Annotated in this window: 11 protein-coding genes, 2 tRNA genes and 1 rRNA gene; 7 read left to right on the top strand and 7 right to left on the bottom strand. The window is 38.0% G+C overall.

All coding sequences use genetic code 11. The features are described 5' to 3' along the window. Positions 1-107: ribosomal RNA gene (rrf, locus tag H6A27_RS01480) — 5S ribosomal RNA — on the top strand; the annotation flags it as partial. 157 nt (positions 108-264) lie between these two features. Here rrf and H6A27_RS01475 read toward each other — a convergent pair. The 3 genes from H6A27_RS01475 to H6A27_RS01465 form a co-directional block, all read right to left on the bottom strand. Further along, positions 265-1,638: a C1 family peptidase gene (locus H6A27_RS01475; protein ID WP_204507416.1), complete on the bottom strand. Its 1,374-nt coding sequence runs from the start codon at positions 1,636-1,638 to the stop codon at positions 265-267. 157 nt (positions 1,639-1,795) lie between these two features. Next, positions 1,796-3,370 (bottom strand): Rne/Rng family ribonuclease, encoded by a 1,575-nt coding sequence (locus H6A27_RS01470; protein ID WP_204404976.1) that lies wholly within the window; start codon positions 3,368-3,370, stop codon positions 1,796-1,798. Positions 3,371-3,617: 247 nt separating this feature from the next. After that, entirely contained in the window at positions 3,618-3,893 is a 276-nt protein-coding gene (locus tag H6A27_RS01465; protein ID WP_154042832.1) for an HU family DNA-binding protein, read from the bottom strand. A 384-nt stretch (positions 3,894-4,277) separates the two neighbouring features. Between H6A27_RS01465 and H6A27_RS01460 the strand changes: the two genes are divergently transcribed. From H6A27_RS01460 to H6A27_RS01450, 3 genes are read left to right on the top strand one after another with little or no spacing between them, the layout of a single operon-like run. Beyond that, positions 4,278-4,727: a single-stranded DNA-binding protein gene (locus H6A27_RS01460; protein WP_204507415.1), complete on the top strand. Its 450-nt coding sequence runs from the start codon at positions 4,278-4,280 to the stop codon at positions 4,725-4,727. Positions 4,728-4,757: 30 nt separating this feature from the next. Then, positions 4,758-6,110, top strand: a complete 1,353-nt coding sequence (gene gldE, locus H6A27_RS01455; RefSeq protein WP_204507414.1) for a gliding motility-associated protein GldE — start codon at positions 4,758-4,760, stop codon at positions 6,108-6,110. 19 nt (positions 6,111-6,129) lie between these two features. Beyond that, a complete protein-coding gene (locus H6A27_RS01450) occupies positions 6,130-6,834 on the top strand; it encodes a 4'-phosphopantetheinyl transferase family protein (protein WP_204404979.1) in 705 nt (234 codons plus the stop codon). Between the two features lie 47 nt (positions 6,835-6,881). On the opposite strand, the gene H6A27_RS01445 is transcribed toward H6A27_RS01450, so the two are convergent. The 3 genes from H6A27_RS01445 to H6A27_RS01435 form a co-directional block, all read right to left on the bottom strand. Next, a tRNA-Glu gene (locus H6A27_RS01445) sits at positions 6,882-6,953 on the bottom strand. A 37-nt stretch (positions 6,954-6,990) separates the two neighbouring features. Further along, a tRNA-Glu gene (locus H6A27_RS01440) sits at positions 6,991-7,065 on the bottom strand. 246 nt (positions 7,066-7,311) lie between these two features. Next, positions 7,312-8,676, bottom strand: coding sequence for a TrpB-like pyridoxal phosphate-dependent enzyme (locus H6A27_RS01435; protein WP_204404980.1), 1,365 nt, complete (start codon positions 8,674-8,676; stop codon positions 7,312-7,314). A gap of 240 nt (positions 8,677-8,916) precedes the next feature. Here H6A27_RS01435 and H6A27_RS01430 point away from each other — a divergent pair, with 240 nt between their 5' ends. Then, the gene (locus tag H6A27_RS01430) at positions 8,917-10,743 is read left to right on the top strand and encodes a TrkH family potassium uptake protein (protein WP_204507413.1); all 1,827 of its coding nucleotides are present in this window, start codon (positions 8,917-8,919) and stop codon (positions 10,741-10,743) included. A 21-nt stretch (positions 10,744-10,764) separates the two neighbouring features. Further along, positions 10,765-11,454, top strand: a complete 690-nt coding sequence (locus tag H6A27_RS01425) for a potassium channel family protein (RefSeq protein WP_204507412.1) — start codon at positions 10,765-10,767, stop codon at positions 11,452-11,454. A 10-nt stretch (positions 11,455-11,464) separates the two neighbouring features. On the opposite strand, the gene mltG is transcribed toward H6A27_RS01425, so the two are convergent. Further along, positions 11,465-12,490: an endolytic transglycosylase MltG gene (gene mltG, locus H6A27_RS01420; RefSeq protein WP_204507411.1), complete on the bottom strand. Its 1,026-nt coding sequence runs from the start codon at positions 12,488-12,490 to the stop codon at positions 11,465-11,467. Positions 12,491-12,623: 133 nt separating this feature from the next. Between mltG and H6A27_RS01415 the strand changes: the two genes are divergently transcribed. Then, positions 12,624-14,159, top strand: coding sequence for an alpha-N-arabinofuranosidase (locus H6A27_RS01415; protein ID WP_204404984.1), 1,536 nt, complete (start codon positions 12,624-12,626; stop codon positions 14,157-14,159). Positions 14,160-14,198 lie beyond the last annotated feature (39 nt).

Here is a 14,198-nt window from a genome sequence, read left to right as displayed (position 1 = left end):
GTGACTATAGCACGAAGGTTCCACCTCTTCCCATTCCGAACAGAGAAGTTAAGCTTCGTCACGCCGATGGTACTGCGTACAAGTGGGAGAGTAGGTAGTCGCCGTTTTAGAAAGAAAGATCCTCGAGGTAGAGATACTTCGGGGATTTCTTGTTGTTATATAGTTTGTATTCTAAGAAATAGAAGTATTAAAATAAAATAGACAAGCATCAAAATGATACTTGTCTATTATATTGTATTTGAGTTAGTGTTATATTTCTGCTATTTAGAACATATAGTCCCATGCCGGGAGTGTAATAGGTTTTTGTTTAGCAGCCTTTGATGACTCATCGTCAAGATATTTTTTATTGATAACTATACGGAACATGTATTCGTCAAACCATTTGTCAGTGAATGTCATATATCCGTTGTGACCTGCAGTAGGACCCCAACTGTTTTCAAACTGCCATTTCAGCGGTTGGTCGTTCTCGTCAGTATCAACAGCCATCAGTGTCATAGCATGAGCAGAGGCGCTTTCTCTTGTAAGAATTCTGGCTTTTTTGTCCATATCGAGTTTGACTCCGAAGAGAGATGAATAATCGAACATTTCCGGATGGCAAACACCGTCAGCAGAATTGTACATTGCTACATCGCATGAAGCATACATAGCTTCGTTGGCTTTAATAGAAGAAATAGCTGCTTTTTTGATAACATCATTCGGTAAATTAAGGTAAACCCAGTTTACACCTTCGTATGTGTTGCGATAGTTAGCTATTTCGTACACTTTGTAATATTCGCGTGTAGGGTCATTCATTATCATTACGTATGATTCCGGATTATAATTTTCCGGCTTAATCATATTATAGAATTCTTTGGGAGTAGTCTTTAAAGTCTTTATTTCTCCGTCAGAAGTTTCGTATCTCCATTCAAACTGGCTTGGAGGATTGCCAAGACATAGTGAAAGTATCCTATAAACATCTTTCAGAATATTTTTTTTAGCTTCTGTGATTTCTTTTTTACTTTTCTTGCTGTTCACCATTGTACGAAGTTCGTAACCACCCGTACGAAGGCATTCGTTCAGTACCGAACGCATTTGTGTGGTATTATTTGAATGTGCAGTTTCAGGCATAATGTTTTGAGGAACAACACCATATTTTTCTGCAATATTGTAGAACAGGTTCCATACACCTCCGTCGCCTACAGGGGTTCTGAAGTAGAATTCAACATCGCGTTCCAGCATGTCGTGTCCGGCTGTAGCGATTGCATTTTCAAGGAAGAGATTGCTCTTTTCGAACATGTCCCAAAAATAGTTGTAATTATGCGAGAAATCGAATTCCTTTATGTTGAATTGTTTCATAACAGATGGACGTAGTACATTCATAGAAGTGAACATCCAACATCTTCCTGACTGTTGCTGGTCTGTTATTCCTTTTACGTCAACTTTATATTTGAAATAATGGTCTGTCTCACCTTGAATATCCCTGTTCAGAGAAAGCTTTCTGAGGTTAGCGTCATTTGTAATAATGTTTTGAAGTGCTTTTGTCGAGGCATCCATTACGAATGATGACTGTATGTCTTTCAAATCTGTTTCTGTGATTTGCTGTGCCCCTGCACTAATTGCCATTGCTCCCAAAGCTGCAGTAAATAATGTTTTTTTCATGTCTCTATGGTTATTTATTTATGTTTCGGTTGCAAAGATGGCATTTTTAGTTGGATGATGCAAGAAAATGAATACCGATAGGCGAAAAAAGAAGCTGCATGATATCCTTTTCTTATTAAGGATTACCATGCAGCTTTGATTTCTTTGGGTTGCTTAATTATTTGATTTCAAATTCTTCCTTCATATCAATTTCTTCGCCTTTAGAATCGTAGAATTTGTATTCCAGCATTGCCAGATTCTGATTAGGAATTACTTTGATACCAAATCCGTATTTCATTTGCCATTTGCGTTTCAATGAAACCATTCCCTGGTTTACGTAAGCGGCAACGTACGGATGTATATGCAACGTGAATTTCTTCACTTTTAATTTGTTGACCAAATAATCCAGTTTGCTTTCCAGCGAGTCAGTGAAAAGTATCGAAGGTTTGATTTTACCTTTTCCGAAACATACAGGACATTCTTCATCAGTTGTAACATCCATAGCAGGACGCACTCTTTGACGTGTAATCTGCATAAGACCGAATTTACTTAACGGTAGGATATTATGCTTTGCCCTGTCTTTTTGCATGTTCTGACACATGCGTTCGTATAATTTCTGACGGTTCTCGGCAAGGTTCATATCAATAAAATCGACAACTATTATACCACCCATATCCCTCAGTCTAAGTTGGCGCGCCAATTCATCTGCAGCCCCAAGATTTACATCAAGTGCATTTGCTTCTTGTCCATTGGCTGATTTCGAACGGTTTCCACTGTTGACATCAACCACGTGAAGTGCTTCTGTATGTTCAATAATAAGGTAAGCGCCACTTTTATATGACACAGTTTTACCGAAAGATGATTTAATTTGCTTTGTGATGGCAAAATTGTCGAATATGGGAAGTTGACCAGTGTAACGCTTTACAATATTCCCGCGTTCGGGAGCTATAAGCGATACATAATCTTTAACTTCGTTGTAAACGGTTTCGTCGTTTACATAAATATTTTCGTATGATGGATTAAACAGGTCGCGCAGCATAGCCACTGTTCGGCTTGTTTCCTCATATACCAGTGTGGGCAGTTTAGTAGCAGACTGCACCTTAGTTATGGTTTCTTCCCAATGTTTGAGCAATACTTTCAGCTCGGCATCCAGCTCTGCCACTCTTTTGCCTTCGGCCACTGTTCTAACTATTATACCGAAGTTCTTAGGCTTGATGCTTTGAAGAAGTTGCTTTAATCGTGTCCTTTCTTCGCTTGATTTTATTTTCTGCGAAACAGAAACTTTGTCGTTAAACGGTATTAATACCAAATATCTTCCAGCAAAAGATAATTCGCATGTAAGACGCGGACCTTTTGTAGAGATAGGTTCTTTTACAATCTGTACAATTACTTCCTGACCTTGCTGGAGTACATTGGATATTGATCCGTCTTTATCTATGTCAGGCATTGAGGTAGCCTTTGATATAGGGAAAAGTTTCTTACGGTCACTAATAACTTGTTTTAGATACTTTTGATAAGAATAAAACTGGGGTCCCAAATCAAGATAGTGAAGGAATGCGTCTTTCTCGAAGCCGACATCCACGAAGCATGCATTAAGTCCAGGCATAAGTTTTTTCACTTTGCCTACATACATATTCCCGACAGAGAAGGAAAGGTTTCTTTCTTCTTTCTGAAACTCAACCAGATTCTTGTCTTCCAGTAGAGCAATAGAAATCTCTTTGGGTTGTACGTCAACAACTAATTCGCTTGTCACTTTTTCTTGGTTTTATAGAAATTGTTTGAATTCTTAATTAAGACAAAGAACAAACTTGAAAGCCTGAAACAGTTCTTTGCAAGTTTGTTCTTCATTGAAGTCGGGACAGACTAACAATTATTTTTTGCTTTTATGTCTGTTCTTTCTTAGTCTTTTTTTACGCTTGTGAGTTGACATTTTATGTCTTTTTCTTTTCTTTCCGCTTGGCATAGCTGTAAAATTTTTATAGGGTTAATACTAAATTTATTTATTCCTTTACTGATAGGGTAAAAGTCTTTGCAGGTTTAAATACCGGAATATTGTGTTCCGGAATAATGATTGTGGTATTTTTTGATATATTGCGAGCTGTCTTCTGAGCTCTTTTCTTAACGACGAAACTACCGAAACCTCTGAGGTAAACATTTTCTTCGTTTGATAACGATTCTTTAACTGAACCCATGAACGCTTCCAAAGTAACCAGTACAGTGTTTTTGTCGATACCTGTTTTTTTCGCAATTTCGTTTACGATATCTGCTTTAGTCATTTCGCTAATAAAAAATTATTGTGTTATACTTTATCTAAATTTTTGGTCTGCAAATATATAGCTTTTCTCGTTCTTTAAGAAATTTATTGGCGACATTTTTACAAAAAAAGTGAGAAACACAGCGTTTTTTTCATCTTCGAATATGCTTCCAGGCTATTTTATGAGTTGTATTTCTGATGTTTTATTATTATAATGTATGCGTACATTTTTAACACAGACGTGCTTTGCATATTCAGTATTGTGGCACTTTTATGCCAGTACTGCAATGCTTCAATGGTAGTATTCCTTTCGTATAAGAAGTATGCGTTTAATTAAATCATAGAAAATAGTTGTTTTCTCATTTTTTTTATATATTTTTGATGCGAATTATTAAAACTTTCGAATATGTCTTTAAACAAAGTTCAATTAATAGGTAATGTTGGAAAAGATCCCGAAGTGAGATATCTGGATAGTGGAGTGGCTGTGGCTACTTTTCCGTTGGCTACAACTGACCGTGCTTACACACTGGCAAATGGAACACAAGTTCCGGAACGTACAGAATGGCATAATATTGTTCTGTGGAAAAGTTTGGCGGAAATAGCAGAAAAATACGTTCATAAAGGAGACAAACTATATATTGAAGGAAAAATCCGTTCACGTTCGTATGACGACCAGAATGGAGTGAAGAGATACATAGTCGAAATTTTCGGTGATAATATAGAAATGCTTACACCTCGTTCGGCGCAACAGGGTGGGCAGCAATTTGCTTCGCAGCAGCAGCCTGCAGCTACACCGGCTCAACCGATTCAGCAAGCTCCCGTACAGGATGAGGCATCTGATGATTTGCCTTTCTAAATAACTTATGTCTAACTAAAATTTGTTTCTTTGGATCCGGATTCGTATTTATGCCGCTTGGCGGATTTATTTAACGGAGTGACCGTTACAGCTCCTGATGCAGGAGCTGTCATTGCTTTGATTTTAGCATTATTATTACTTTATGCTTCTGGCTTCGTATCGGCATCTGAAATAGCGTTCTTTTCTTTGACGCCATCAGATTTAAGCGATATTGAAGAGGAGAAGCACAGTTCAGATACACGCATAAAATCATTATTGGCCGATTCTGAAAGACTGTTGGCGACGATTTTAATATCAAATAATTTCGTCAACGTGATGATTATAATGCTTTGTAATTATTTCTTTGCCTCTGTCATCGATTTTGGAGGTTCGAGATTACTCGAATTTTTGGTAATTACGGTTATTCTTACATTTCTATTGCTTCTCTTTGGGGAAATAATGCCTAAAATTTATTCTGCTCAGAATGCTCTTGCCTTTAGTAGGCGTGCGGCTCCTGTGCTTAGTGTTTTAAGTTATGTATTCAAACCGATTTCGTCTGTATTAGTTCGCTCAACAGTCTTTATTAATAAAATTGCCTATAAAAAGCCTCAGGGACTTTCTGTGGATGAGCTTTCACAAGCTCTTGAGCTTACGGATAAAGATGAAATTTCTGAAGAAAGCAATATGTTGGAGGGTATCATACGCTTTGGCGAGGAAACTGCAAAAGAGGTGATGACATCGCGTTTGGATATGGTGGATCTTGATATTGATTCGACTTTCTCAGACGCCCTGAAATGCGTAGTTGAGAATGGATATTCACGTATTCCTGTATATCAGGATAATAGGGATAATGTGAAAGGTGTTTTGTATATCAAAGACCTGCTGCCTTATCTGGAAAAAGGTGATGAATTCAACTGGAGGAAGCTTATACGTCCAGCTTTTTTTGTTCCTGAAACAAAAATGATTGATGATTTGTTGCGTGACTTTCAGACTAATAAAGTCCACATGGCTATAGTGGTTGATGAGTTTGGTGGCACATCAGGAATAGTGACAATGGAGGATATAATAGAAGAGATAGTAGGCGAAATAAACGATGAGTATGATGATGAGGAAAGGACTTACGTTAAAGTTTCTGACGATGTTTATATCTTTGAAGCTAAAACCCTATTGTCTGATTTCTATAAGATAATGAAGACCAATCCTGATGAATTTGAAGAAGTTTCTGATGATGCTGAAACGTTGGCAGGTTTTATTTTGGCAGTTAAGGGCGAGTTCCCTTCACTTAACGAGGAAATCGTGTTCGGACGTTATACTTTTAAAGTTCTTGAAATGGATGCCAGGAGGATTCTAAAGGTTAAAGTTACAGTTGGACCTGAGCCCGAAAACGAAGAAAACAATGATTAGAATTTATTAATCATACAATATGCCTATATTAAGAAAATGGGAATATAACGGAGCTATCTGTGGAATCTGGAAAGTTACAGAGACTATTGATGAGCTCCGTTCTTTAATTACAGAAAAGTCATTTACGCCAGACTTTCTGAAATATAAGTCTCCGTCAAGACAGCTTGAATTTTTGGCTGTCAGGGTTCTTATTCTCCAACTTACGGGAAAAGAATTACGTGTTTTGCACTATGAGACAGGCAAGCCTTATATTGAGGATTATAGCGGCCGAATTTCCATTTCACATACCAAAGGCTTTGTTGCCGTAGCTATACATCCGGACAGAGAGGTGGGAATTGATATTGAGTATCGTTCTGATAGGGTGAAGAAAATTGTTTCAAAGTTTATCAGCGATAAGGAAATGTCGTTGATAGATGAAAAACTCTACCCGATTACTGATGAAAGTACAAATGATTTTGTAAGGGTAAATATGTATCTTCTTTTTTGGTCGTCAAAGGAAACTATTTTTAAGGTATTGAATGCTGAAGGTGTTGATTTCATTGATCATCTGCAGATTAGTTCTATGTTTTTATCCGATAAGATTACCGCTGTAAATGAGTTTTCAGAGATAGGCTTTTCTTATGGCTTCATTGAAGCTGTTGAGCTTAAGACCCGGTTGCATAAACGGATTAGGATAGAAATGTATGTGTCAAAAGACTTTGTTTGTACGTATAGTGTACTTTGAGAAGTCGGGGGATAAAAAAAGTTGAACTTCTGAAGTCCAACTTTTAGTAGCCCGTGGGGGAATCGAACCCCCCTTTCAAGAATGAAAATCTTGCGTCCTAACCGATAGACGAACGGGCCATCCTTACGCTCCGGTAAATCCGGCAGCTTTGTTTTTTGGTAGCCCGTGGGGGAATCGAACCCCCCTTTCAAGAATGAAAATCTTGCGTCCTAACCGATAGACGAACGGGCCATCCTATGTACCGGAATATTCCGGTTTATTGTTGCTTCGGAGATGATTTCCGATTGCGGGTGCAAAGGTACGAATATATTTTAAATATGCAAACTTTTTGGGGTGAAAACTGAATAAAAAAGAACTAAATCTGACATTTATTTCAATCTTTATTAATGAAGAAATGTCAGATTCAGCTCTTTAATATCTTAAAATTAAGGATTTAAGATAATATTAGTTTGTGTAAAACCTAATTGAATTCGGAAATCATATTTTTTTTACTTCTTCCAGATTCTTTTCTATTTCCTCTTCGCTAAGTTCATAATTGGTGAGGTTACCTGACAGATATTGATCGTATGCGCTCATATCTATCAATCCGTGTCCTGACAGATTGAAAAGGATTACTTTTTCCTCACCTGTTTCAATGCATTTTTTAGCTTCGTTTATGGCTGCCGCTATGGCATGACACGATTCTGGTGCCGGTATTATACCTTCAGCTTTAGCGAACAGTATTCCTGCATCGAATGTGTCAAGCTGTTTTATATCTACAGCTTCCATTAGTCCGTCTTTAAGAAGTTGTGATACGATAACACCAGCTCCGTGATACCTCAATCCTCCTGCATGGATGTTTGCCGGAGCAAAGTTGTGACCTAATGTGTACATTGGCAACAGAGGAGTATATCCTGCTTCATCACCGAAATCGTATTCAAATTTTCCTCTTGTGAGTTTTGGACATGATGCCGGTTCAGCAGCAATATATCGTGTTTTTTTACCTTCAAGGATAGTATGACGCATGAATGGGAAGCTGATTCCTCCGAAGTTTGATCCACCACCGAAACATCCTATGATTATATCAGGATATTCGCCTGCCATTTCCATTTGTTTTTCGGCTTCAAGTCCGATTACAGTTTGATGAAGAGTAACATGGCTAAGTACAGATCCAAGTGTATATTTACAGTTAGGAGTAGTTCTTGCCAGTTCTATGGCTTCAGATATGGCGGTTCCAAGCGAACCCTGGTGGTTGGGATGTTTTGTAAGTATGTCTTTTCCGGCACGTGTTGACATTGATGGTGACGGGGTTACCTGTGCACCAAATGTCTGCATAATACTTCTTCTGTATGGTTTTTGTTCATAACTGATTTTAACCTGATAAACGGCGGCCTCAAGCCCAAAAACACGAGCTGCGTATGCCAGTGCCGCACCCCACTGTCCTGCACCTGTTTCTGTGGTAATATTTGTCACACCTTCTTTTTTACAGTAATAAGCCTGTGCAAGAGCAGAATTAAGTTTGTGGGATCCGATAGGGCTTACACTTTCGTTTTTGAAATAAATATGCGCAGGAGTTCCCAATGCTTTTTCAAGACCGTATGCACGGACCAGCGGTGTACTTCTGTAGTATTTGTACATATCTCTCACTTCTTCCGGAATCTCTATCCATGCATCAGTCTGATTAAGTTCCTGATGGCACAATTCTTTAGCAAAAATTGGATATAGATCCTCTGCTTTCAACGGCTTTTTGGTCGCAGGATTGAGCGGCGGCATCGGCTTATTTTTCATATCCGCCTGAATGTTATACCAATGTGTAGGTATTTCGTTTTCTTTAAGGAAAAACCTTTTTTGTTTATCGCTCATAGTAAATTCTTTTTTTAAGTTTTGTCCAAAAGTATATAAAAAAGTTTTTATGTCAAAGAAAAACCATGTATTTTGTTGCTGAAAACTTATTATTTATGGATTTATGTAATATGTATATATAAATAATGTGTTATTTTGTATGGTTTATGTATCAGTATGCATTTTTTTCGATGCAATAATAATTAGGTCGGATATTTTGTGTATGTTTGCAATATATCTCTTTTTAAAAAGGATTATTGTATGCATAATTGGGAACGCCTCATATTATATCGGAAAAAGTTAGTCTTACCACGTATTTATCAGTTGGTTGACTGGTTTTCGTGGATTTCATGTGTGTTTGCTATTTTGTTTTTAGGGGCATTAGTTTATCGGTTTGGCTTTACTTTCACAGATGATATGGAGATAACGGTAAATCGGATAACTAAGATTGTATGGATTGTTTTCTTAATAAATACTACTTTGAGTCATTTGTTTTCCAATGAAAACTCAGGGAAATTTACCGTTTGGACATGGATACTTGATATAAGTCTTTATTTAACGTTATTGCCTGTAGTGTTCAACGAACCCGAACCGGGAAATTTTGCATATTGGATTTGGACAGCCCTCCATAGTCATTATTATAGGAGTGGAGTTTTGTTGTTGATGTCATTTACTATTTTATCTGGCTTTTTTGTCCGTCTTCTTGGTAGAAAAACAAATCCTTCGTTGATTCTTGCTTTCAGCTTTTTGATTATAATACTTATTGGTTCGGGCTTACTAATGTTACCGAGGGCAACGTATAACGGTATATCGTGGATAGATGCCTTGTTTACCTCTACAAGTGCCACATGTGTGACTGGTCTCGTCTCTGTAGATGTGCCTACTGTTTTTACTGTTGAGGGACAGATTATAATAATGCTTCTTATTCAGATTGGCGGACTTGGAGTTATGACTATAACCAGTTTCTTTGCCATGTTCTTTATGGGTAATACTTCTTTGTATAATCAGTTGGCGGTAGGGGATATGATCAGTTCAAACTCATTAAACTCTTTGTTGTCAACGTTGCTCTATATACTTGGATTTACCCTTGTGATAGAAGGTATTGGCATGTTGCTTATATGGCTTGACATTCATGGCTCTGTGGGCATGACTCTATACGAAGAACTATATTTCTCGGCATTCCATTCAGTTTCAGCATTCTGTAATGCCGGTTTTTCTACATTGCCTGGAGGTATGGGAAATGAGATTGTGATGTACAATCATAAACCACTCTATCTCGTACTGTCGTTTCTGATTATATTTGGCGGAATAGGTTTTCCTATCCTGGTAAATATAAAAGATACGTTGTTTTATTATGTGAAGTATTTTTTTACTGTAATTTTTTCTAAACGTCGCCGTTTTGTTAAGAAAGTTCATCTTTATAACCTTAATACAAAGATTGTATTGTTTATGACAGCCGGACTCCTTCTGTTTGGCACTGTTATGATATTGGCTTTCGAATGGAATAACTCATTTTCAGGTATGTCAGTTTCTGATAAAGCAGTACATGCCTTTTTCAATTCAGTATGTCCGCGAACTGCTGGTTTTGCCAGTGTAGGCCTTACTTCACTTTCTACACAGACATTGTTGCTTATGATTGTCCTGATGATGATTGGTGGTGGTACGCAGTCAACGGCCGGAGGTATAAAGATAAATGTCTTTGCTGTAGTCATGATAAATTTATTTGCTGTATTGAGAGGTGTTGACAGAACGACTATTCTGCACCGTGAGATTTCCAGCGTTTCTGTCAAACGTGCCAATGCGGCGATGATACTTTATCTTCTGATTGTTTTTGTCGCTATTTTTGTAATGACGCTTGTTGAGCCTCATGCTTCTGTTATGTCTTTGGTGTTCGAATGTGTGTCTGCATTAAGCACTGTTGGGTCAAGCCTTGATTTGACTCCTAAGTTGGGCGATGCTGGTAAGCTTATAATTATCATACTGATGTTTGTAGGTCGTGTAGGTGCATTTACTCTGGTTAGCGGTCTGATTAAGCAGGAAAAACAGAAGAACTATAGATATCCGAGTGATAGTATAATAATTAACTGATAAATCAATACATATATAATTATGAAATATCTTATTATAGGTTTAGGCAATTTTGGAGGTGTTCTCGCCGAGCAGCTGACCGCTTTGGGACATGAAGTTGTTGGTGTGGATTTGCATGGGCTTCAAGCTGAGCGTTATAAGGAAAAATTAGCTACTACCTATGTGCTTGACGCTACGGACTATATGGCTTTGTCTGTGTTGCCTTTGAATAGTGTTGACATTGTGATTGTAGCTATTGGAGAGAATTTCGGCGCTTCCGTTAAGGTTGTGTCACTTCTGAAAAAACGAAAAGTGAAACATATATATGCGCGTGCGGTTGATGATGTACATAAGGCTGTTCTTGAGGCATTCTCTCTTACTCGTATCCTTACTCCTGAGAAAGATGCGGCTATCGCCCTAGTTCAGTTGCTTGAGTTGGATGCGGATGTGGAGCCGTTTGCTGTTGATGACAATAATTATGTTTTCAAGTTTTCAATACCGTCAAAACTTGTAGGATACAAGATAAGTGAACTTAGTATTGAAAAAGAGTTTCATATCAGGATTATATCGCTCATAAGGGGGAAACGGACCACTAATGCAATTGGAATATCAAGAATAGAGAAAACTTCCGATGCTGCCTATACTCAAGATTATGTGCTTACGGCAGATGATGGTTTGGTTTGTTACGGCTTGTATTCTGATTTTATCAGTTTCTGGAAATCTGTAAAATGATAAATATTTTTTATTTGATATTCCTTCTATTCAGCGCTTTCTGATATTTTCTTGCATTTATGTTGTGTTCGTTAAGGTTAGAAGCAAAATTATGTGTGCCGGAGAAATCTTCTTTCGCACACATGTATAAGAAATTGTGTTTAGAATAGTTCAATACGCTGTTAATTCCTTCTACAGAGGCGATTCTTATAGGTCCGGGAGGAAGTCCGGCGTGTTTGTATGTGTTGTAAGGGCTGTCTGTCTCAAGATGTTTGAAAAGAATTCTTCTTAATCCGAAATCCTGAAGACTGAATTTTACTGTTGGATCAGCCTGAAGCGGCATTCCGATCTTCAGTCTGTTAATGTATAGTCCTGCAACAACAGGCTTTTCCTTATTGTTTGCTGTCTCTTCATCTACTATTGAAGCGAGTGTACATACTTCTGTTGTTGTCATACCTATGGCTTCAGCTTTAGCTTTTCGCTCAGTGTTCCAGAAGTTCTTGTTTTCCCTAATCATTCTCTTTATGAAATCTTCGGCTGTCATGTTCCAATACACTTCGTAGGTATTTGGGATGAATAGCGCGGGAAGAGAACTTCTGTCATATCCCAATCCGGCAATGTAACTGCTGTCGTTGAGCAGGTTTGCAATACTTGCTGAGTCTGCCATTATCTGTTTACTGATTTTTGATGCAAGTCTGTTCATTGTCCTTACACTTGGTACTATCAGTCTGACAGGGGTTTGCCTTCCGGATTCAAGCTTTTTGAACGCCTCGAATGTAGTCGTTCCGGCGTCTATCTTATATGCTCCGGTATATATTCTCTTCTCATATCCTTTTATACGTGACAAAAACTTTATGCCTGTCATGCTTTTAGGATGTAGGTTCAATTCAATTTTGGCAAATACAGAGTCGGCAGAGTCATCCTCATCAATATAAATGAAAGTGGAATTGTTTATGTTGAATGGTTTGCTAAATAACAATAAGTATATACTTGTTGATATAACTATTATGATTGTTATTATGGATGAAATTGAGATGATTAAAGCTTTCTTTTTCATATAAAATACTGTTTCGGACACAAAGATATGGAAATAAGTGTATTTTTTCCAATTATTTTGTTTGCAAATGTGATATTTATAGTATATTTGTTCAGCTATTAAACTATAATCTTACATTTTTTTATTTACAAACATGAAAAATACATTATTGGCATTGGCTCTTTTAGCCGGGGTTCCTGCTTTTTCACAGCAAAAGGCAAACATTGAAATTTATCCTGAAAAAGGAAATCAGATTATTCCAAAAGAAATTTACGGACAGTTCGCAGAACATCTTGGAACATGTATTTATGGTGGTCTATGGGTAGGTGAAGACTCTTCAATTCCTAACGTTGACGGTTATAGAACAGATGTTCTTGAAGCTCTGAAGAAACTTAAAGTTCCTGTACTTAGATGGCCTGGTGGCTGTTTCGCCGATGAATATCACTGGATGGACGGTATCGGACCTAAAGAAAACCGTCCACGTATGGTAAACAATAACTGGGGTGGCACTGTAGAAGACAACAGTTTCGGTACTCACGAATTCCTGAATCTTTGCGAGATGTTGGGATGCGAGCCTTATATCAGCGGTAACGTAGGTAGTGGTTCTGTTGAGGAAATGGCTAAATGGGTTGAATACATGACTTCTGAACAAGGCAGCCCTATGGCAAAACTCCGTAAGGAAAACGGACGTGAAAAGCCATGGAAGGTTAAATATTTTGGAGTCGGAAACGAAAGTTGGGGATGTGGTGGAAGCATGCGTCCTGAATACTATTCAGATTTGTACCGCCGTTACTCTACATATTGTAGAAACTATAACGGAAATGTTCTGTTCAAGATTGCCAGCGGTGCAAGTGACTATGATTACGATTGGACTGAAACATTGATGAAGAATATCGGTCACAGAATGGACGGTGTATCTCTTCATTATTACACCGTTACAGGATGGGAAGGTAGCAAAGGCTCGGCTACGGAATTCACTAACGATGATTATTACTGGACAATGGGTAAGTGTCTTGAAATTGAAGACGTGTTGAAACGCCACATTGCCATTATGGATAAGTATGATCCAAAGAAACAGATTGCCCTTATGGTTGACGAGTGGGGTACATGGTGGGATCAGGAACCAGGTTCAATACCAGGACATCTTTACCAGCAGAACACCATGCGTGACGCATTTGTAGCTTCGCTTTCACTTGATGTCTTCCATAAATATACTGACCGTGTGAAGATGACTAACATCGCACAGATAGCAAACGTATTGCAGTCAATGATTCTTACAAAAGACGATAAGATGGTGCTTACTCCTACATATCATGTGTTCGAAATGTACAATGTCCATCAGGATGCCACATATCTTCCTTTGAACCTTGAATGCAGCTACAAGGTAGTGAGAGACAACCGCGAAGTTCCTATGGTAAGCGCAACTGCTTCACGCAAGGACGGCTTGACACACATCTCATTGTCAAATGTGAGCCTTGATGAAGAACAGGAAATTACCATTAAACTTGACGGGGAAACTATCAAGTCCGTTTCCGGAAGAATATTGACATCTGAAAAGATTGATGACTACAATACTTTCGAAAAGCCAAATGTGGTTTGTCCAAAAGAGTTTAAGGGAGCAAAGATTTCAAAGAATGTCTTGACTGTTAAACTTCCTGCAATGTCAATCGTAACTTTGGAACTGAAATAAAATTGTCATATTACAAAAAAATAGAGCGACACTCATTTA

Origin of the sequence: Bacteroides caecigallinarum (assembly GCF_016902295.1) — a bacterium.
In the GTDB taxonomy this organism is placed as follows: Bacteria; Bacteroidota; Bacteroidia; order Bacteroidales; family Bacteroidaceae; genus Phocaeicola; species Phocaeicola caecigallinarum_A.
This window is presented reverse-complemented; position numbering and strand designations above follow the sequence as displayed.

Bases quoted from the DNA above. Each gene is read 5' to 3' on its own strand.
- H6A27_RS01475 (WP_204507416.1), bottom strand. From the start codon at position 1,638: ATGAAAAAAACATTATTTACTGCAGCTTTGGGAGCAATGGCAATTAGT.
- H6A27_RS01465 (WP_154042832.1), bottom strand. From the start codon at position 3,893: ATGACTAAAGCAGATATCGTAAACGAAATTGCGAAAAAAACAGGTATC.
- H6A27_RS01460 (WP_204507415.1), top strand. From the start codon at position 4,278: ATGTCTTTAAACAAAGTTCAATTAATAGGTAATGTTGGAAAAGATCCC.
- H6A27_RS01450 (WP_204404979.1), top strand. From the start codon at position 6,130: ATGCCTATATTAAGAAAATGGGAATATAACGGAGCTATCTGTGGAATC.
- H6A27_RS01435 (WP_204404980.1), bottom strand. From the start codon at position 8,676: ATGAGCGATAAACAAAAAAGGTTTTTCCTTAAAGAAAACGAAATACCT.
- H6A27_RS01430 (WP_204507413.1), top strand. From the start codon at position 8,917: ATGCATAATTGGGAACGCCTCATATTATATCGGAAAAAGTTAGTCTTA.
- H6A27_RS01425 (WP_204507412.1), top strand. From the start codon at position 10,765: ATGAAATATCTTATTATAGGTTTAGGCAATTTTGGAGGTGTTCTCGCC.
- mltG (WP_204507411.1), bottom strand. From the start codon at position 12,490: ATGAAAAAGAAAGCTTTAATCATCTCAATTTCATCCATAATAACAATC.
- H6A27_RS01415 (WP_204404984.1), top strand. From the start codon at position 12,624: ATGAAAAATACATTATTGGCATTGGCTCTTTTAGCCGGGGTTCCTGCT.